This is a genomic window from Paenibacillus anseongensis, from assembly GCF_009757995.1.
Taxonomy (GTDB): domain Bacteria; phylum Bacillota; class Bacilli; order Paenibacillales; family NBRC-103111; genus Paenibacillus_E; species Paenibacillus_E chondroitinus.
The window spans coordinates 1128567-1149435 of record NZ_WSEM01000016.1; the positions used below are offsets into that span (position 1 = coordinate 1128567).

Annotated in this window: 10 protein-coding genes; 1 reads left to right on the forward strand and 9 read right to left on the reverse strand. The window is 51.3% G+C overall.

Going from position 1 to position 20869, the window contains the following annotated elements; translation table 11 throughout:
* Window positions 1-43: 43 nt before the first annotated feature.
* The 8 genes from GON05_RS21570 to GON05_RS21605 form a co-directional block, all read right to left on the reverse strand.
* A complete protein-coding gene (locus GON05_RS21570) occupies window positions 44-1990 on the reverse strand; it encodes a stalk domain-containing protein (RefSeq protein WP_246239280.1) in 1947 nt (648 codons plus the stop codon).
* A gap of 128 nt (window positions 1991-2118) precedes the next feature.
* The gene (locus GON05_RS21575; RefSeq protein ID WP_157321674.1) at window positions 2119-3216 is read right to left on the reverse strand and encodes a chymotrypsin family serine protease; all 1098 of its coding nucleotides are present in this window, start codon (window positions 3214-3216) and stop codon (window positions 2119-2121) included.
* A gap of 152 nt (window positions 3217-3368) precedes the next feature.
* A complete protein-coding gene (locus GON05_RS21580; RefSeq protein ID WP_157321676.1) occupies window positions 3369-6842 on the reverse strand; it encodes an SbcC/MukB-like Walker B domain-containing protein in 3474 nt (1157 codons plus the stop codon).
* Window positions 6829-8016, reverse strand: coding sequence for an exonuclease SbcCD subunit D (locus GON05_RS21585; RefSeq protein WP_157321678.1), 1188 nt, complete (start codon window positions 8014-8016; stop codon window positions 6829-6831). Before GON05_RS21585 ends, GON05_RS21580 begins: the two co-directional genes overlap by 14 nt.
* Before the next feature lie 15 nt (window positions 8017-8031).
* Entirely contained in the window at window positions 8032-11994 is a 3963-nt protein-coding gene (addA, locus tag GON05_RS21590; protein WP_309491761.1) for a helicase-exonuclease AddAB subunit AddA, read from the reverse strand.
* A 25-nt stretch (window positions 11995-12019) separates the two neighbouring features.
* Window positions 12020-15547: a helicase-exonuclease AddAB subunit AddB gene (addB, locus tag GON05_RS21595; RefSeq protein WP_157321683.1), complete on the reverse strand. Its 3528-nt coding sequence runs from the start codon at window positions 15545-15547 to the stop codon at window positions 12020-12022.
* Window positions 15548-15727: 180 nt separating this feature from the next.
* Window positions 15728-16846, reverse strand: coding sequence for a citrate synthase/methylcitrate synthase (locus GON05_RS21600; protein ID WP_157322306.1), 1119 nt, complete (start codon window positions 16844-16846; stop codon window positions 15728-15730).
* Window positions 16847-17670: 824 nt separating this feature from the next.
* Window positions 17671-19047 carry a class I SAM-dependent rRNA methyltransferase gene (locus GON05_RS21605; protein WP_157321685.1) on the reverse strand — a complete coding sequence of 459 codons (1377 nt, stop codon included), beginning with the start codon at window positions 19045-19047 and terminating at the stop codon, window positions 17671-17673.
* Window positions 19048-19168: 121 nt separating this feature from the next.
* Here GON05_RS21605 and GON05_RS21610 point away from each other — a divergent pair, with 121 nt between their 5' ends.
* A complete protein-coding gene (locus tag GON05_RS21610) occupies window positions 19169-20170 on the forward strand; it encodes a Na/Pi cotransporter family protein (protein WP_157321687.1) in 1002 nt (333 codons plus the stop codon).
* Here GON05_RS21610 and deoC read toward each other — a convergent pair.
* Window positions 20133-20813 carry a deoxyribose-phosphate aldolase gene (gene deoC, locus GON05_RS21615; protein WP_157321689.1) on the reverse strand — a complete coding sequence of 227 codons (681 nt, stop codon included), beginning with the start codon at window positions 20811-20813 and terminating at the stop codon, window positions 20133-20135. The genes GON05_RS21610 and deoC overlap by 38 nt on opposite strands.
* Window positions 20814-20869 lie beyond the last annotated feature (56 nt).

The window sequence follows — 20869 nt, forward strand, 5'->3', positions numbered from 1 at the left end:
ACTGACGTTAAGTCAAGGCTGGAGCCTTTTTGCATACCTACCGCTATTTTGTTGATATGGTGACGGTCCGGCTGCCGCCATCCCAAGCCACTTTGCCGCCAAATGTTTCTCCCACGAATCTGGCTGGAGCCAGTGTGTAGCCGTTTACGAGCCGCGCTGGCTCTTCAAGCTGAACGGCTTTACCGTTCACATAGACCGTTTTCTGATCAAGGGTTAAGCGTACAGTTATGTTTCCTTTTTTGGCGTTCACCGTTCTTGTCGCTGCTTCGTACTCCACTTTTGCTCCCATGGCTTCAAAGATGGCGCGAAGCGGTGTGAGTGTAGATCCATTAACGATGGCCGGAGCCTGCTCGAAGATCTGATCTTTTCCATCAATCTCGACAGAAACCTGAGACGATATGCCAAAAGTACGCAGGGAGACTTGCTTGCCTGCTTTGTTCAGCACACGGATTTGAAGAACAGAGCCTTCGGGAACTTCTCCAGCACGCAATTCCAATCCATAGGGCAGTTCAGTTTGAGCAGCAATGACCCGTCCGTTGAGGATGTACTCGACTTTCCCAATGTAAACCTCGGGTATTTTAATAAAAGGGACGAATTTGGTTTTTTTCGTAAATGACTGATGGTCTGCATCGACCGGGACATACCCAACCCCGTCTGTCGGCTGAGCCGAATCGCTCACTTTCGAGAGCAAATAGGGATTTGCGATCAGTTTGGAATAGTAATTTTGGATTTCTGATGAACTGGACAAGGAGTAATCGTTTTTGGCATTATTCATTCCTTGATTCACATTAAAGTAAGTAATGGCTTTTAGCCTCGGATATTTGTAGGGCATAATTTCATAAAGCCGCTGTAAATTCAGCTTCGCCCATTCCGTAAAATCTTCTCCAGCCGCATACTGGTAGTGCGGAACTCCCGTTTCACTTAGCATTAACGGCTTGCGGTCAGAGTACGTATTGTAAAGCCTTGTCAGTCTTTCCACATTGCTCGTAGCTAACATGGAAGGCAGCGACGGATCTCCGTTTTCATAAGGCTCAATATATAAACTGACGCCAACCCAGTCGACATAGCCGTCACCCGGATAATACGGATCGATATCATTCGCAGGAACGTCCCCAGGACTCCATACCATTGCTACATTCGGCGCCTCAGCCGCAAATACATCATGCAGCATGCGGAATTTCGCGATATATTGAGCGGGGTTCCCGTGCCATTTAACCCAAGCGCCATTCATTTCGCCCGCAAAACGCAAAAAGATCGGGATACCCGCGGCTTTCGCATCCTGCGCCCATTTCCGCAAATAAGCGCCATTTGCTACCGAGTCCAAACCGTCATCAGGCTCCCAAGCAATCTGCAGCGCGCCGCCTGCATCCTTGGCTCTTTTCGCGTACATAGCCGGAAAGCTTTGCCCCCAATGCGCATAGGCCAAATAGATTGCGTGCTTTTTACCATAAACAGATTCCGTCTTCGAAAAGGTGTTGCCCACTTTGGGATCTTGTTCCGAATACATCCCTAGATATGTACCGAAGGCGGGTTCAAACTTGGCCAATTTGCCGTTTGGAGGGACTGTTAGCTCCCGAATAGCGGACTGATTGCACTCCTGCCTATACAGCTCAACAGTTGTGCGAATTTGATCCGCACGCTGCAGCTTAACGGCACCCCAATCCCGGCCCGCTTTGACCCAGTACTCATTTTCCAGCTCGTAATACTGGATGGCTTGTTCATAATCTCGGGTGGTATCGAAATACGCAGCTAATTTCCCGTAAAATAGCGCTGCATTCTCCCATTCACCGGAGCTCCCATAGTGATCCGCAAGAAACTGCCAGTGCGAGACAGCCTCCGACTCATTGCCGCCGGCAACCAGCGCTTCTGCTTTCTGCCAGTGATCCCATACGATATCTGCATGTGCAGGCGCAGGCGAGCTAGCCAAACTGGCAGCCAATACACCAACAACGAGCGACATGATGCTGATTCTTTTATATATTTTTTTCAAGAAGAAATGACTCCCTTCAGCGTTCAGGTATGTGTAATGCCTATACTTCATACGTACACATGAGCGGAAAGTAGCACTAACGGGCAAAAAAAGAACCGGAAAGGACTTGCATCCTTTCCAGCTCTGTCTTACTTCGAAATAACGCGCACGGCGCGAATACGTTTGCGTTGTCCTACAGAGAGAGGCTTCACGAGAGGACGACTTCCCCGCGCCGCATGCCCTCTAATTACGCCTGCTTTGAATGTGCCTCTGGCCGCAGGAACAGCGGTCCGCACCCCATAGCGGGACATGACGACATCGATCGGATTACTGATCGAAAGCATGCCATTATCACTCCCAGCGAAATTAAGCCCCGCAGCAAAGTTATCACTCGAACGCAGCCATACCGATCCGGAATCGCCCGGCAGGGAAACTGGCCCTTTAGTACCGCGAATGACCAATTGATTACGGAACGTCAGTTCGCCAAGTGATCCTCCATAAGTCACCCGCACGTCAGCATGATTAGCTTCAATCGTTCCTCTGACAAATCCACTTGTACGGCCTGACTTCATTAACTGCAACCCAACAGGGTAAGTTTTCACATGACCTGGCACCGTAATCAGCCGACCCGATGCACTGATTAAATATCTTGGATTCAGCAAGCTGTTCGAAGTTGGCTTTGCAAGCGCAGAATCCTGGAAGTTGACTCCATTAGGGATTAATTTAGTGAACTCAAAGAGCCTTCCTAGCGTATCTTCTGGCGCTTGACCGCCATCCGCGGGACCAGGTTGTACGGTTATGACCGACGCTGATGTGTTATTTTTGACCAGTACATGGTTATTACTCAAAATATACAGCTGATTGTTTTTCGTTACGATAAGACCGCCTGTTCCTGTGGATTCCGGATCTACTTTCCCCAAGCTTACCCCACCGGGAACAGGACGATGTTTACCTTGATAGCCGCCTATTTTCGCCGCTTTCGGTTTTGGAGCCGCAGCATGCCGCTTGAATTCCCCAGCAGAAACAAAACGAATAGGTACTGACGAACCCGCTTTGGCAAGCGCACCTTTGAGGCTGTTCATACTAGAGGGAACGATTTTCTTCTGGGTGTACACGACGACACCTGAACCTAGCGCAGGTTTGCTTGGGTCCACATAACCTACACCAACCGCAACAACTTCCGCACGTTTCAACAAAACAGGTGAAATTCTATTCTTATGTTTCAAAGCCTCATGAAAAGTAGCCATTCACCATTCTCCTCTTCGTAAAAGATGTAGCAGTTTATGCCAACTTGTACGAATCGGCTTGATGATTTTACCTAACACATAGGAAAGGAGACTAAAAAAGGCAAAAGGCATATTGTGAAAAAGACAAAAGACATATAGTAAAGGCTCGTGCGCTATTGCTCCTCGAGCACAATACGGCTTCCACGTCCGGACGGCTCTGCCGGTTGCACGATTAATTTGCGGGCTAGACGAGCTCGCAGCTCTGGCACGTGAGAAATAACGCCAACCGCCAAGCTGTCCATATGAAGCTTTTCCAAAGCGCCAATAACCATATCGAGCAATTCCTGATCCAGAGTGCCGAAGCCTTCGTCAAGAAAGAAAAATTCCAGCGGATATTCGCCTTTGAGCTGAATTTGCGCGGAGAGCGCGAGCGCCAGAGCTAACGAAGTCAGGAAGGTTTCGCCGCCAGACAATGTGCTAACCGGGCGCTTGACGCCTCCATTGGCATCATCCCGGATGACAAACCCGCCGCCGGAATCGACTTCAATCGCATACCGTCGCCGCGTCAATTCACCCAGCCGCTCAGAAGCAGCGCGGCTGACCTGCATCAGCTGCTCTTCGGCCAAGTACTCAACGAAGGCGTTCGCTTTCAGCACGGCTTGCAGCTTGCCCAGCCGCTCCAGCTGCTTCGCCTGCTCCGCGCGCTGCGCTTCGAGCTCGCACCACCGCGCGTGCCGCGCCGCCAGCTCGCTGGCGCCCTGGGCCGCCTTGGCCCGCGCCTCCAGCGCAGCCTCCGCGGCGGCCTTCGCGGCGCTCAGCAGCGCCTGCGTCTGCGCCCACGCGTCCGCGCTCAGCGCGCGGCCCTGCAGCTTCGCTGCCAGCTGCGCCAGCTGGGCGCGCAGCGCCTGCTCTCGCTCGCGGTGCTCCGCCGCGAGCTGAGCCCACTGGCGGCGCTGCTCAGGCGCCAGCGCCGCAGCTTCTGCGGCTTCGCGCGACGCGAAGCCGTTCTCCGCGAGCGCGCCGTGCAGCGCGCGCTCCGTCTGTGCCAGCTGCCGCGCGGCAGCGGCAGCGGCTTCGGCGGCGGCGCTATAGCGCTGCGCCGCCAGGGACTGCTCGCGCTGCGCAGCAGCGTGCGCGAGCTTGGTTTGCTGCGCGGCGAGGCGCAGCTGCTCCAGCGCGGAGGTCGCCTCCGCGATGAGCTGCGGCACAGCCGCGCCCGGCGCGCGCTGCGCGAACTGCGCGAGCTGCCGCGACTTGTCGGCGGCGAGCTGCGCAAGGCCCTGCAGGCGCTCGTGCAGCTGCAGAGCGGTCCGATCCTGCTCCGCAGCGGCACGCTGAAGCTCATCGATCTTCACAGCCAGCTCATCCAGGAAGGGCACGCTTTTCTCAATGCGTGCGCGAAGCTCCTCAGCCAGCCTTTCTTTGGCCAGCAATTGTTCCAGCTGCTGATCAATCTCTTCCCAAGAAAGCTCAGCATATCTAACCTGCCACTGCTTCAATTGTTCGTACATTGTTGTTTGGACAGCTGTCAGTCTAGCTTCCACCTCAGTTAATAGACTCGCAGCTGCTTGCTGCTGCGCGGCTGCTTGCACAGTTTGTTGTTCTAGTGCACTATACTCTTTGGATAAAGCTTGAAACGAGTGCTCGAATTCATCGGCACGGGAGATGATCGCCCCCCATTCTTTTTCCATTTCCATCCATTGATGTTCCAAGCCAGAGAGTCCAGATTCTTCATGTGACTCAGCCACACGGAGAGATACAGCTCCTTCCAGACCTGCTGCCGCTTCCTTCCAGACTTGCCCAAATTCGTGGTCAGCCAGTGGCGATCGTGATGGTTGCGACGCCAATTCAACAGCTTGCTGCATAACAGCTGTCATTCGATTTAAACGCTGCTCATGGGTATATAATCGCTCCTTGACCCGTTGAAGCAGGGCTTCCCCTTGTTGAAGCTGCAGCTCGATGTCTTCTCCATTTGCCAGTTCTGCCGATGGGATGTGCTTGGAAGGATGCTCGGTTGCTCCGCACACTGGACATTGTTCTCCATCCGTTAGCTCACCGGCCAAAATAGCCGCAAGCGCATGACGTTCTTGCTTTTTCCAACGCTGCTTCATCTGAGCCAGCTCATCTTGCAAGGCAGGAATCAAGGCATGGGATAAAACATTCCGCTGCTGCCCCTCCGAGCTGACTTCACTTGAACGTTGGAGCCATCCGTGCAGCTTGTCCATCATGGCTTTCTGTTTATCGGCTAGCTGCAATTGATTTTGCTCGATCGCAGCATGCGAACGCCCTCTCTCTTCGAACGACTTTTGAGCGTCATCCTTCTGCAGCTGGAGCTGTTCAATCGCCTTTTTCTCCTGAAGCGCTTTATGTAACAGCTGCGTAGTCGCCGTATTGGTCTCCACCTGCTTGAGTTGTTCCTTCAGTTCCGATTGTTTTAAAATCGCTTTTTGCTTCGTCTCATTACTCTTCTTTAGATCTATTTGCAGCGCTGCTAAAGCTGTTTTCACTTCATTTTCTTGCTGCTGGGCAAGATTCACTTGTTGGCCAACTTGATCCAGCTCCTGTTGAATAACCAGGGCCTGCTGCAATTGGTCTAACCTCAGTAACAGAGGACCTTCCTTCAGCGAAAGCTCTTGCTGAGCTTGTTCATATCGCTCCGTTGCTTGCTGGTACGCTGCCTCTGATGCTTGTTGGCCCACTTTTGCAGCCTCCAGCTTCGACTGGCCGCCTGTGACGTCTTTGACAGCTAATTCATGCTGTTCCAGATAAGGTTTAACTTTTTCAGCTTTCTCTGCATGCCCCAAAAGAAGCTCTTTTTCGCGTATTTGCGGCTCTTGCTCCTGCAGTTTTTGCGCTTCCGATTCAAGCACGGTTTGTTCCTGCTGCCAATGATAAATCTGCTTGTGCTCCTCATAACACTTTTCCTGTTCATTCAAGTGCAGGCGGCTTTTCACCGCTTCGCTTTCAGCTTCTTGAAGCCGTTCACCCGCTGCTTGCAGCGCTTGCTCCGAAGCGTCGCCTAAGCCTATCTGTTCGGCCGCAAGCTGTTTCACCAGGCTATCCGTTTCTTTCACTTTGGAGCTTACTTTGGCGCTTAATTGATCCCCATATTGTTCGAGATGAAAAAGCCTTTGCAGCATTTGCCTGCGATCTTTGCCTGTCAACGTCAGAAACTCAGCGAATTTCCCTTGCGGCAGCACGACGGCTCTCGTAAAATCCTGCATTGACAACCCAAGAATATGCAGCACTTTCTGATTGACTTCACCCGCTTTATCTGCAAGTACAATCGTCTCCTTGTCTTGCAAATGCAATAATCGGGCGATCGTTCCGTTAATGGACATTTCCGTTCCGCGCTTGAATTGCCGCTCTACGCGATAACGTTCTGTGCCCGCTGCATTCGTGAGCTCAAAAGTGAAAGAAACGAACAGCGTCTGCTCTGCATGGTTCATAATCGCTTGCGTGCCGCCGCTGGCCCGCTCGACTTTACCGTACAAAGATAGCGTGATGGCATCGAGAATGGATGATTTCCCGCTCCCCGTCGGTCCAAAAATACCGAACACACCCGCTCCTAGCAGTTGGTTAAAATCAATCGTTTGCAGTTCTCGATAGCTTTGGAGCCCGGACATTTGCAGCTCAATTGGACGCATATTCAGGTCCTCCTAGTTGTTCCTTTTCCTCCAGCAGCTCCAAGAACAGCCGAATCAGCTCAGGCTCTGGCTGAGCGCCTCCGGTTTGCCGGGAGTAGAAGCGCGTGAAATGCTCCTCCATGGACAGGTCCGCCTTCGGTGCTGCTGCCCTGACAGCCTCCATCTCCGGATAAATGGGACGAATATGAATGAAACCATCATACGCTTTGCGCAGCGATTGAATTTGTTCAATCGACATCGCTTCCGTCATGTTGATCTCCAAGTCGATCCATGCGGAAGCATCCCGCTTCTCATCCAGCCATTGGTGAACCTGCCCGATCCCCTCTTTTGCTTTCCAACTGACGAGCGGGCGTCCAGAGGTCAGAAAAATTTCCTTCGGTTCAGCCGCCTGTCCAGGTTGCAAATCAAGCACCGTTACGGACTTGGCCTGTCCGGCTTCCGAGAAGCTATAGGCAATTGGCGATCCGCAATAGCGGATAGGCGAAGCTGCTTTTACATTCTGCGGTCTGTGCAAATGCCCTAGCGCTACATACTGCGCCCCTGCTGTCAGAGCTGTTGTATCTACGGTATATGCTCCGCCCACTTGAATCGGCCGTTCCGATTCGGTTTCGAGGCCTCCGAGCACATAGAGGTGACTCATGATCAAATTAACCGTCCCCGCTTCAAACGCAGCGGCCTGTTTACGAATAAGCGCGCCTACCCGTTCGGAATACTTGCTCCGCAGTGCCTCCTCCTCTGCTACATCCGAGAGAAGTTCCTTCAGGCGAGATTCCGATGGATACGGCAGCGCAATAAGACGAGCAAGCTCCCCGGTTCGAGCGATTCCTATCGATTGAATCTCAGGCACAGGCAAACCGATCAATGTTATGTTTTGTTTTCCCGCAAGCGGTGCTGCAGCAGCGACGCGATCCGGATGGTCATGATTGCCTGCGATGATGGCTACATGACGTTTGCCGCCATCGGCGAGACGGGCCATACTATCATAAAAAAGCTGTTCCGCAGCTGCCGGAGGATTGACACTGTCATACACGTCGCCGGCGATTAAGACCAAGTCAATCTCTTGGTCTTGTACGATACCTACCAGCTCGTCTACAAATGCGGACTGCTCCTCCAGACGGCTTCGCCCTTCCAACGTTCGGCCAAAATGCCAGTCACCCGTGTGTAAAATTCGCATACCTCATCCTCCACCTTACATTTCGAGCAGCTTTGCTCCATCAAAGAAATACAGAAACTTGCCGTTTACCGGACGTTTCCAAATATGTTCCACAGCACACGTGTAGAGGGAAATTTGCTGCTCATACCGCAGCTTTAGCTCCGCATCGCTGCTGCCTTTCACTGCATCCGTTTTATAATCAACCAGAACCAGGCCCAGTTCATCCTCGAATAAACAATCGATGACGCCTTGAATCAGCACCGTTTCACCGCTCGTGGAACGGTTCGTTCCCGTGTAAACCTCGTCTGCCTGCAGCCCATAGCTGAAAGGCACCTCGCGTTGTACATTCCTGGCCTGAAGCATCCGTTGTCCAACTCCGGTCTCGAAGAATCGCAAAACTATCGGAATATCCACCACTTCACTTTGCTCAGCCGTCAACGTTTGCTTCGTTAGCATTTCTTGCAGTGTCCCCCGAATGCTTGCTTCCGTTGGTGCTTCCTGCAGGGAGAGATTTTGCATGACGGCGTGAACGACAGTTCCTTTTTCCGCTGCTGACAGCTTCTTCTCTTCCATAAATTTAGGCCTGCGCCAAATCATCGACCTTCCGTTACCGGAAGTCGGCGACGCAGCTCCTGGAGCTATGACTTCAGTTGCAACCGGCATTTCCATCTCATCCGAGATTCGATTCAGCTCCGACAACCGCTTCATTTCGGAAACCGTCGTCTTCGCAAAAAGTTTAGGGGCTTCCGGGAACGAATACGACCATGACAGCCGGTCATCCAGCCACTCCTGCCATTCCCCCGATGTCGTTACGGTTTCGATCCGGCGAATGCTGTCCATCCGGTCTCCGTCAGGGGCCAAGTTATGTTCTTCCGACACTTCATCCGTTAGCAGGCTTTCAGGCTTAATAACCGTCAGCTTCCATGCCGAAGGATCATCCAATAATCGTACCCCTGATGAAGCCTCACTAATGCCCAAACGCTCCCTCCAGAGACCGGCGTGAGGATGCCGCAGCAGCGCTGGACCTACCCAATCCAGATAACTTTTGGCTTTCGCCAGTTCAAAATCGGGCAAATACCATTCCGTTCTCGACAGATGCCTGCCCCATCCGCGCAAGAGCTTATCCAATGATTTGACAGTCCCCAGCAAATAAAGCTTCTCTCTGGCTCTTGTCAATGCTACGTAGAGCACTCGCATTTCTTCCGCAAGCAGCTCCAGTTTCATCCTTCTTTTAATCGCAAGGGAGGGCAGAGTTGGATAGCTCACACGCAATGTCGTGTCTACAAAACGCGGGCCGAACCCGAGCTCTTTATGCAGAAGAAAAGAATCATTCAGATCCCGCTGGTTAAACATTTTGGCCATCCCCGCCACGAAAACAACAGGGAATTCCAGCCCTTTACTTTTATGAATCGACATGATCCTGACAACGTCTTCCTGTTCTCCGAGCGCACGCGCTGTGCCCAGATCCCCACCGCTTTCTTTCATTCTTTCAATAAACCGAAGGAATCGGAACAACCCGCGCAAGGATGTGCTTTCATATTGTCTGGCACGATCGTACAACGCTCTTAAGTTAGCCTGCCTTTGCACGCCACCTGGCAAACCGCCTGCGAAATCGTAGTAGCCTGTTTGTCTATAAATATGCCATATTAAATCCGCCAAAGAGCCTTGTCTCGCCTCAGTCCGCCACGTTTCCAGCAGCTCCAGGAAGTAGTTCAGCTTTTGCAGCAGAACCTCATTTTCCTCGGTCTTCTCGCTCCCAGCGGCCTGTAGCACAGAGTCATAGAAAGGCACCGATTTATCTGCAATGCGAATCTGTGCCAAATCTTCGGCCGTTAACTGCACAACCGGTGACCGCAGTACAGCCGCAAGCGGTACATCCTGATACGGATTATCGATGACTTTCAAAAGGGATAACATGACTTCCACTTCTGTTGCGGAAAAATATCCAGTACTTAGCTCTGCGTAGGCAGGTATACCCATCTTTTTGAGTTCTTCAATGAGGATAGGCGACCACATCTGCGTGGCACGCAGCAGGATGACGATATCCCGGTACGTGACAGGGCGGTCACCGCCGGTTCTTTTATCAAATACTTGAAAAGCTTCCTTGCCGCCGGTACCCATCAGCCCCTGAATTTGGCGGGCAATGGTTCGCGCTTCCAATTGCGCGGTTTCCAGCTCCTGCGCTTCCAAAGCAGGATCAACAGCAGCACCTTCGGGTGAAGCTTCAGCATTCATCTCTTCATTTTCTTCCGAATCCGCTGAATAAGATTCACCCGGGTCTGGCGCATCTGTTCCTCGATCAATGATCAGCATTTCGACGGAACAATCCGAGACAGATGGCGGATAACCCGCTCCATATACGAGCTCAGCACGCTCATCATAAGCGACTTCGCCTACGGTTTCGTTCATCATTTGTTTAAAAATAAAATTGACCGCGTCCACGACTTCGATACGGCTGCGGAAGTTACGCGCCAAATCAATTCTGCCGCCTGCGGACGTTACTTCTAATGGCTCATCTTTATTAGAGCGGTAAGCTTTATATTTTTCAAGAAAGAGACCTGGCTCCGCAAGCCGGAATCGGTAAATACTTTGCTTCACATCGCCAACCATGAATCGATTTCCAGGATTAGCGTTCGAAATTAATTCCACAATCGCTTCCTGCACACGATTCGTATCCTGATATTCATCGAGCAGTACTTCAGCGAATTGCTTCCGATAAGCCTGCGCTGCCTCAGATGGAACCAATTCACCGGGAATGGAACCAGGCGCACTTAAAATTTGTAAGCAATAATGCTCCAAATCAGCAAAATCGATCAAACCTTTCGCTTGTTTACCTGCCTGATAACGATGACCGAAATCCGCAACCAAATCTACTAACGTATGCAAAAGCGGCGCCATCTCGGCAATTTCCTGATGGAATTGCTCCGGGGTTCGGCCGAACAGCTCCTCTTGCATTTTGTTTATTTGCTCTTTGACTTTATTGCGAAGCTCTTTCACTTCTTCCTGCATCGCTTTATCGTAGTCGTCACCTTTGCATGCTTTGAGCTTGCCAAACTCGACGGTTTGAAAACCCCGATACAGAACGGACCACGGATATGTTGTCGTTTCCAGCAGATTATTTACGAGCAGCAAATCCTCTCGCAAGTTGTCCAAATAAGGAGCTGGCCCGCCTGGAGAATCGGCGATCTCTATTGCCTGCCGCAATAAGTCGGCGGCTCCTTCCAATTCCAAAACAAGGTCGCGAATTAGACTTTGCTCCCAGATCCCGTAGTCCGCCGGCGCCGACGCAGCGGCAACATACGGCAGCGCCTCCTGTATAACGGCGGCTGCCTCATCCGGTACCTCCTGCGGCGCAGGCTCCGGCGCTCCAAACATCGAAGCCGTCGCTCTGAGCCAATGCTCCGGCCACGGATGACTGCGCGACACATCATACAGCTTCTGAATAAGCTGCATGATCGCGTCGTCGTTCCGCTCACCGCTAAACGAATCGACCAGCCGCCAGAAGGCGCTGTTCTCTCCGCTTGCGGCGTAATATTCCTCAAGCATCTCGCCAAGCAGATCTTGGCGCATCAGTTCCGCTTCCGTCTCATTCGCAATCCGGAACCCGGGATCAAGACGAATGAGGCTGAAGTAACGCTGCACAACTTCCAAGCAGAAGGAGTGGAGCGTTGTAATCGAAGCGCGCCCCATCAGCGCGATCTGCTTGCGCAAATGCTGCGAGTGCGGCTGCTTCATCAGCTCTTTCTCCAGCGCTTCGCGTATGCGATGTTTCATCTCCGAGGCCGCCGCTTTGGTGAAGGTTGCGACCAGCAGTCTGTCTACATCAATGGGCTCCCACTCATCGGAAATTCGCCGGATAATTCGCTCCACGAGTACGGCGGTTTTGCCTGATCCGGCCGCAGCGGCAACGAGCATATTTTGACCTTTGAGCGTAATTGCGTCCCACTGATCGTCCGTCCACGTACTGCCGGGAGGCTTGGGCTGTTGTTGTTTATTCACTTCGTTGCACTCCTTTCCGTCTTCATCACGGGCTAACATTTTGCTCCAATTCGGACCAGAGCTGGTCTTTCCCCCGCTGTCTCAAAATGTGAATTTCATTGCCTTCAAACAACGGATCAAACTGACAAATTGATTTATAAGAGCAGTGCAAGCAGGCTGTTTTTTTGCCTAGACGGTAGGGAGCAATGTCGACATGACCATCAGTAATGCTCGTTCCGATTCCTTTTACCTGCTTGCGCACATATTTCCTAAGCGTGTCCCACTGTTCATCCGTAGCGACGGAGGAGCTTGAATAGAAGCTTCCGTCCTTTTTCAAAGCAACTGGAATTAACTGCGAGTGCCCTGCGCTTTTTAATAGCTCACGATCCATCAGTCCAGCAACTTCAGCGTCTGCCGTGATCAAACCTTTCATTTTAAAACGTTTCCGAAGCTCTTTCTCGACGGCCGCAGGATCCAGCGCATTTTTTTGCTGCAGCATTGGGTTATGCACATGGAAATAAAGCACGCCCGCCGGCTTCGCCGCAATGCCCAACCAACGCTCTGCGTGTGTAATAATGACATCCAAGTAGGTGAGCATTTGTAAGGACAGTCCATAATACACTTCGGATAACTGCAGTGAAGTTGAGCTTGATTTGTAATCAATGACTCGCAGCAATACGCCCTGCTCGCCATCCGCCCGATCCACCCGGTCGATACGTCCAATGATTTCCATCGTGCAGCCATTCTCTAAATCAAAGGTTAAAGGCGGCAGTTCTTTGCCCGGTCCGAAGTCGATTTCCAGACCTAGCGGTTCAAACTGGCCCTGTTTCGCATGTTCACCTAGAACAACAGCCGCTCTGCCCACAACTTGCTTTAATTTTCTCGCGATATAGGCATATCTGCTGGAACTGAGCAAAATTTCCCCTTGCAGTCTCGGGGCAAGCTCATCCACAACCTGTGCGGAACGCTCCATGCACTCCTCTGCGGACAGCGATCCCCAATCCAGTTGATCCTGCTGCAATCTTTGGACAAATTGGTTTAATGCCGCATGAAACAATTGCCCGATATCCGGGGCATCCAGCCGGTAGACGCGTCTTTCTTGCAGTCTCAAACCATGGGATACAAAGTGAGAAAAGGGACATGCCACATATTTCTCCATGCGTGACACACTCGCCCGCAGATTTTGACCGTATAACAGCTTACTCGTTTTGGAAGATATTTTGTTCTCTTTGTTCGTGTAGCGCAGCGCCTGAACGACGGATTGCAGCTTCATCTGCCACTCGGGTTTATCTGCATACCAGTTGTAGGTCTCCCACCACAAATCCGCCATACGGCCGCCCAGCATCCAGTGCTTCATGCGAACAGCCAGATAGGAGATCGCCTGATTTGGATGCGCCATATAAGCTGCCTGCTCATTATCCGGAGATTCAGCAGCCGGTTCAGCGAGCAATAGCGGTGTCTCTGTCCCGGGAAATAGTTGGCGCATTTGTTTGATCAACTCGGAAGGCAGCAGAGATTTCCCCTCTTCATCTGCCAGCGGATAACTCATCCACAGTCTTTTGCCCGGCACGGTTAATGACGTATAGACAATAAATTGCTCATCCAACAGCTTGCGCCGGCTTCCATCCGCCATCGGAAGTCCGGATTCCATCAGAACGCTCCGTTCCGCTTCCGTAAGAACCCCTTTTTCCGGCATTTGGGCAGGGATTACGCCATCGTTCACACCTAATATGTAAGCATAACGAATACCGCTTGAGCGGGTCCGATCCATGCTGCCAATTAATAATTGATCCATCGAAGGCGGCACTAACCCTAGTTTCATGCTTTCCATGCCCGTCTCTACGAGGCTGTTAAAAATCTCAAGAGACAGCTCATCGTCCCCCATCGTCTCCACGAGCTGATCCAGCATCTCCATGACACTGTTCCACATTTGGCCATGCTCTCGAGCTTTCTCCGGCTTGCCTTCCTGAATCGCTTGCTGACTCCAGGCTTCCAATTTTTCGGGAGCCTGAACGGCAATGAGAAGTTCATATAGAGCCTCAACTTGCGCTTTCACTGACCCGGCTTGCTGCAAACGTTTGGCAAAAGCAAGAAGCGGCCTAACCACCCACTCTTTGCTTCTATTCAAAGCGGCTAATTCAGCCGTTTGCTCTTGTACACCTTCATCCGCTTCTTCCAGATTGGCCCGGAACTTGTAGCTCCATGGCTTACCATCCGTCCACCTGTAGCCTTGAATACCGAAAGCGAGCACATAGTTTTCCAGCTTATCCAACTCTGTTCGCTGATCAGCCGCCTCGCTCGGCAGAAGCAAATCCGTTTTGACGCAGCGGAATACGGCGTCGTAATGCCAATTGTGTTGGACAACCTCCAGAGCCGAACGAATAAATTCAACCAACGGGTGATGTAGAACGGTCCTCTTTTGATCAAAAAAGTGCGGAATTTCGTAGTCGGTCAGTACCGCTTTTAATAAATCCTGATAACCTTCCATATTGCGAACCATGACGGCAATTTCACGCCAACGTACGCCATGCTCACGAACCAACTGCAGCATATCCCTGACTGCGCCCTCTACTTCAGCACGGCGGTGAACAGCCTCTGCAATCACGAGCTGATCGCTGGTTTTCTCATGCGCAGCCGGTTTATAACGCTGAGCTCCACCGCCAATCCGACGGTCGAAGTTGCGTTCCAAATATCCGAGTAACGGACTATCGTCATAACGTGGCGAGCGATCCGGCGCGAGGAGATGAACCTCGGCTGACGGCAATCCGAGCTGCCAAATAAGCTCCTGCAGCCGAACCATCGTCGTTGCCGTAGGGTGAAATAAATCCAACTCATCCGGCGCATCCCCGGCTTGCAACTCCCGATCGAGGCACAGTGTAATCGTCACCTGCTTGCAGGTTGAAAATAACGCGCCAAGCACGGCAAACTCCTGCGGCGTAAAACCGTGAAAACCATCGATCCAAATCGAAGCGGACCGCAAATAAGCGGAATTCGGAATCTGCTCCGCCAGCAGGGTTAAATAATCCTCGCCGTCCAAATATTGACGAGATAGCTCGGATTCAAATTGGCGGTAAATCAGCTGAATGTCATGCATTTTATCTCGCAGCAAACCGCTCTCCCCAAGTACGGAAGCCCGTTTCTGCTCATGCTCTTCGAGCTGCTTAGCCGTTACACAATACCTTTTCATCTCCGTAAAAAGCTGGTTTAAACGATCTACAAAACCCATTTGCTCAGCCGAGTGGCCAAATAGGCGGAGTTTTTCTTTCTGTTTATGTAAAATGCTTGTAAGCAGCAATTTCTTACCCATATCATCAATCGGCAGTCTCGCTGTACCGCCCTCTTCTTGCATGACACGCCATGCCAATCGGTGAAAACTTAGCACTTGGGCGCGAATCATTCCCCGAATGCCGGGATCGGACACAATGGCATGTTCAGCCTGAAAGGTCGCCTGCTCCGGCACTAATAGCACGAGCGGGTCACCCTCCGGCTCTACCGCCAACTGCTGTTTCATTTCTATTAAACAACATTCACTTTTTCCGCTGCCGGCTCTGCCGATCACGAAACGAATAGACATACAGGGCCTCCTTCAAGCTGATTTCAAAAGATATCAATCTTATCTATTCTATCATACTTTTGGTAGAAAAGAGGCGTGGCAGATGATGGGCTTAAGCTTGCATAACAAAAAAGCCTATCCACCTTGGCTTGAAAATTCATGACAAGGGAGAAAGGCTTTTATTTATAAGTCTTTTGTTGGTTAGGCATGATTCCGCAGTGACGGCGGTAATTCGCCGATATAAACGGATTGCGGCCGAAAAATACGATTACAACTCGTTTGCTCCATTAAATGAGCCGTCCACCCTACCATTCTGCTCAGCGTGAAGCTAGGTGTGAAGAGAGATGTCGGAAGCGCAATAGCCCGCATCACGGCTGCAGCATAAAATTCTACGTTCACGTACAATTTCCGGCCAGGTTTATATTCATTTAGCAGCTCGACAGCTACCTTTTCTACGTGGATGGCCAAATCGAACCATGGATCCTCAGCAGCTAACTCAGTCATGAGCTGGCGAAGCGCTTCCGCTCTGGGATCGTTTGTTTTGTAAATGCGGTGACCAAAGCCCATGAGTTTTCGACCGGCCTTCAGCTCATCACGCAGCCATGCCTCCGCCTTCTCTTTGTCTCCAATCGCATCGAGCATATGAAGCACTTCCGATGGCGCTCCTCCGTGCAAGGGTCCTTTCATTGCACCTATGGAAGCACAGAGCGCAGAAGCTAGATCGGATTGTGTCGACAACACAACACGTCCGGCAAAGGTGGAAGCGTTCATCCCATGCTCCATGGCTAAAATCAAATAAGCTGTTAATACCTTCACATGGACCTGCTGTGGTACGGAACCAGTCAGCATGTACAAATAGTTGGCCACATGATCTAACTGCGGGTCAGGCTCGATGGGCAATAACCCTTGCGACCTCCGATAGTGATAAGCAATGATCGTTGGGAGCATGAGAGTATTCATAAGAATCTGCTCAAAATGCAGCGGCCATTCAGCCTCCCGATGGCTGATTGTACCTAGTACAGAGGTAGCTGTGCGGAGCACGCTCATCATTTCACTTTCCTTGGGCAGCAGATCCAGTACCGCCTTCAGTTCAGCAGGGATACTGCGTTGTTCCGCCCAAATCTTCTTGGAAGCATTGAGTGCGTCCGTGGAAGGAAGCTCACCATGCCACAATAAATAGGCGACTTCCTCAAAACTGTTGTGCAGTGCGAGCTCCTTCGCTTCGTATCCGCGATACACCAGAACGCCATTCTGACCATCAACCAAGGACAATTCTGTTTCTGCCGCTATTATGCCGTCCAAACCGGTTACGGATGCCATCTCGTCATTTTCCTTTCGCTGTGAAGTATGAAATCGCTTTTCTTCATCATATTCGGAAATGACATGTTCATCCAATTCGCATTTTCTTTCGTTATGATAAATAAAATGTTTCGCTTAAAATTTAGTGATTATATTCGTTTATGTTGAATATAGTGCTGACTTTTGATTCGGTGGATGAAATCCAGCGAACACAGTGATTTAATAGCTCAATTATTGATCTTACTGGATAAAATCCAATGAGATCGGTTAATCGTGGTATTATAGCTCCAGATATTTCCATTACGTTGGATTTTCTCCAAGCAAATGAGCAATTTAGAGCTACTTTTAGCGTTTTCATTGGATTTCATCCATTGAAATCCCTAATTCCTAAGGAGAATCCTATTATGGGGTCACTAAAGGGAACTAGAGTCCGCTATTTTCAGAAAAAAAGCCTGATGACTATGTAAGCGGAACTACAGGCCTCTATTCCACGAATTTCGACCGAAATGCCTGTCACAGGGGTCAGATAAGACCCTGTAGTTCCACTCGTCGAGGAAGTCTGTACGATATCCCGGAAATAGAGAACGCCAGCTCCTTTATGATCTGCCCTAGCGGAATTCTCCGCTAGTCTTTCTATATCTGGTGAGGTGGAAGGTCGCAGCATGTTGAGTAGAACAGTTCGGTCGTGGAAGGTAGATAAAGTAGCTTGATTTATTGTGCAAGAGCCTCTACAAGGTTAGAGGGATTCGCGAGGAATGTGCATTTACAATGAAATAACGGACCCTAGTTCCCTGAAAACCCGTCCAGTAAAAAAGCGAGGCCTCATTGGCCCCGCTCCACTCAACTTATTTGCTTCGCACCTCAAAAATCGCGAATTTCAAGTAATGCCCCTCATCCACGCCGAGAATGCGCGGATGGTCCATGCCCGCTCCGCGGAATTCAACTAAACGCAGGATTTTGCCTGCATCTGTCGCCGCCGCATGAATCGTCTCCAGGAAAAGCTCCGGATGCATGTGGTACGAACAGCTCGCCGTCACAAGATATCCGCCTTCATTCACAAGCTTCATGCCGTGCAGGTTAATATCTTTGTAGCCGCGGCATGCGCCTTCAACTGCGCTTTTCGTTTTGGCAAAAGCAGGCGGATCCAGAATGACAACATCCCAGGTCCTGCCACCTTCAGCAACCGGCTTGGATGTATCAATCTTTTTCCCTTGTGCGCCGCTGCCGGCATTGGCTCGCACTTTCCGTTCATCCAAGCCTTTAACTTGGGTCCGCAAGTATTCAAAAGCATCTGCGACTACGAACTCGACGCGGTCTTGGAAACCGTTCAACCCGACATTCGTTCTCGCGCTCTCAATGGCATGCTCGGAAATGTCCAGGCAGGTCACTTTTTTCGCGCCGAATTTACATGCATTGAGTGTAAAGCTGCCGGTATGGGAGAAGCACTCCAGTACGGAGGCGCCGTCCCAGTAAGGGAATGTCACGACTTTGCCGTTCGCATTGACAGGCAATGTTTGCATGGTTCCCTCATGTTCGACTTCACGAAGCTCGATACCGCTGCGATGGCCCCAACCAGTCATCAACGGAGCAATAGCTGCGCGATTTTCTCTTTGGTCGAAGAAATAGCCGGTTTTTTGGCCTTCTTCGATGTCTACCCGAATGCGCAGACCATTTTCAAGAATATCCACATGTTTGGGACACTCACCATATAACAGACCTTTGGTTTGTTCCAATCCTTCCAACTCACGTATCGAAACGTCGCTGCGCTCATAGATGCCTGCAGGCTTTACAACCTGAACGAGTGCAGCAACAATTTGCTCACGGCAGCGATCCATCCCCAGCGTAAGAATCTGCACAACAAGCGTATCTTCGAACTTATCTACAATAAGCCCCGGTAAAAAGTCCGCTTCACCATAGACCAACCGGTAAGATTTCGCCTCTTTTACGAAGCGGTTGCGATGCTGCAAGCAACGTGTGAATCGTTCTACAAAAAAGTCTGTCGTCATAGCTTCAAGCGGCTTGTAAGATACAATTCGGACCGTAATTTGCGAAGCTTCATTGTAATAACCCGTCGCTAAATACTGGCCCAGATGTGTTTGCACCGGAACAAGCTGTCCCGGCACAACTTCTCCGTCTACACGCTCAATTTCACTTTTGTACACCCATGGGTGACCTTGCTCTAAACGAGGTTTACGTTTCTTATGTAAAAATACTGCTGCCATATATCCTTTAGCCGTCCTTTGTGTGATGCCGTTCCGTCTCTTTGGCGCTTGTCATGCTTGTCTGTACGGTCACATATATTGAGTGATAATGAAAAGTTCATTTGCGAGGGAGAATGCTATGATGATAAATACCATTATCCTACCCGTCGTTGCAGGGTTAGTTTTATTTCTCTTCGGCATGAAGCTCATGGAAACAGCGCTTCAACGGTGGGCGGGCCCCCGCCTCCAGCTGTGGCTGGAGCGGTTTACCCGAACGCCGGTGCGCGGCCTCGTCACCGGCACCGTGCTCACGGCGGCGCTGCAAAGCAGCACCGCCATTACGGTCATCGCCATCGGCCTTGTCGGCGCCGGCGTCTTGACCTTCCCGAGAACGCTCGGCGTCATTCTCGGCACCAACATCGGCACTTGCCTCACCACCGAGCTGATTGGACTCAGCCTCGGGGGGATCGGTGTGCCGATCCTGCTTGTGAGCGCCGCCATCTGGATGGCGAGCTGGCTGGCCGGCCCCTTGCCGCCATCAGCGGCGCAAGGGCAAGAACCAGCCGCCGCTGCCGGCGGGCGCGAATGGCTGCGCAGCGTCCGCTATGGATCGCTGGCGGTGGCGGGCTTTTCTCTCGTGCTGCTCGGCATCGAGATCATGCAAACCATCGGGCCTGCGCTGCAGTCCCGCGGGCTCTTCGCTTGGTTTGTCACCGAAGCCAAACAAAGCTTGCTGTGGGGTATTATCGCCGGCGCCGCCGTTACGGCTCTGGTGCACAGCAGCGCAGCGGTTATTGCGATGGCCATGGGCCTCGCCGCGATCCAAGGCATCCCCGTCGAGCTGGGCATTGCCATCACAATTGGCGCCAATGTCGGCACCTGTGTGACGGCACTGATCGCCGGGATGAGCTCCTCACGCGCCGGGCGATACGTCGCCTGGTCACACATCCTGCTCAACGTCGGTGGAGCGATCCTCTTTTACCCCTTCATCCATCAGCTTGTCAGTCTTTCGGCTCTTCTCGCGGATGACGCATCGTCGCAAATCGCTCGTTCACAAACGATTTTCAATGTCGTCTGTTCGCTGATCGCCTTACCTTTTTGCTATCTTAATATGTGGAAGCGCCTTGAGTTCCGTTCACAATAGCAACGCCTGAACTAGTACCTAAACGAGTTGCTCCAGCTTCAATCATCGCAACGGCTGCTTGCAAATCTCTTACGCCGCCCGATGCTTTGACGCCAATCGTATCCGATACGTTTGCGCGCATAAGACGTACATCTTCTACTGTCGCACCGCCAGGACCAAATCCTGTGGATGTTTTGACAAAATGAGCGCCGGCTTCTTCCGAAAGCTTGCAAGCCATTACCTTTTGCTCATCGTTCAAAAAGCCGGTTTCCATAATCACTTTAACAATCGCTTTTCCTTTGACTGCCTCCACGACTTGCTGAATATCCGAACGAACGGCATCATATTGACCTTCTAGAAGCAGACCGATTGGAAGCACGGTATCGATTTCAGCTGCACCATGTTCAACTGCCTTCGCAGCTTCAAATGCTTTCACTTCGCTCAAGCTTGCTCCAAGCGGGAAACCTACAACCGCGGCAACTTTCACGCCGCTACCTTCCAGCGCCTTGCTAGCTACGCTAACAAACTGAGAGTTCACGCACACGCTGAAAAATTGATGCTCAGCGGCCTCTTCACACAGTTTGTGAATAGATGCCGTACTCGCATCGGGCTTCAAAAGGGTATGATCGATATATTTGGCAATTTCTTTCGCATTTAAAGTCATTAGATGCACCTCATCATCATTTTTTGCCAGCTCTCCACCTAATAGAGAAAACCTCT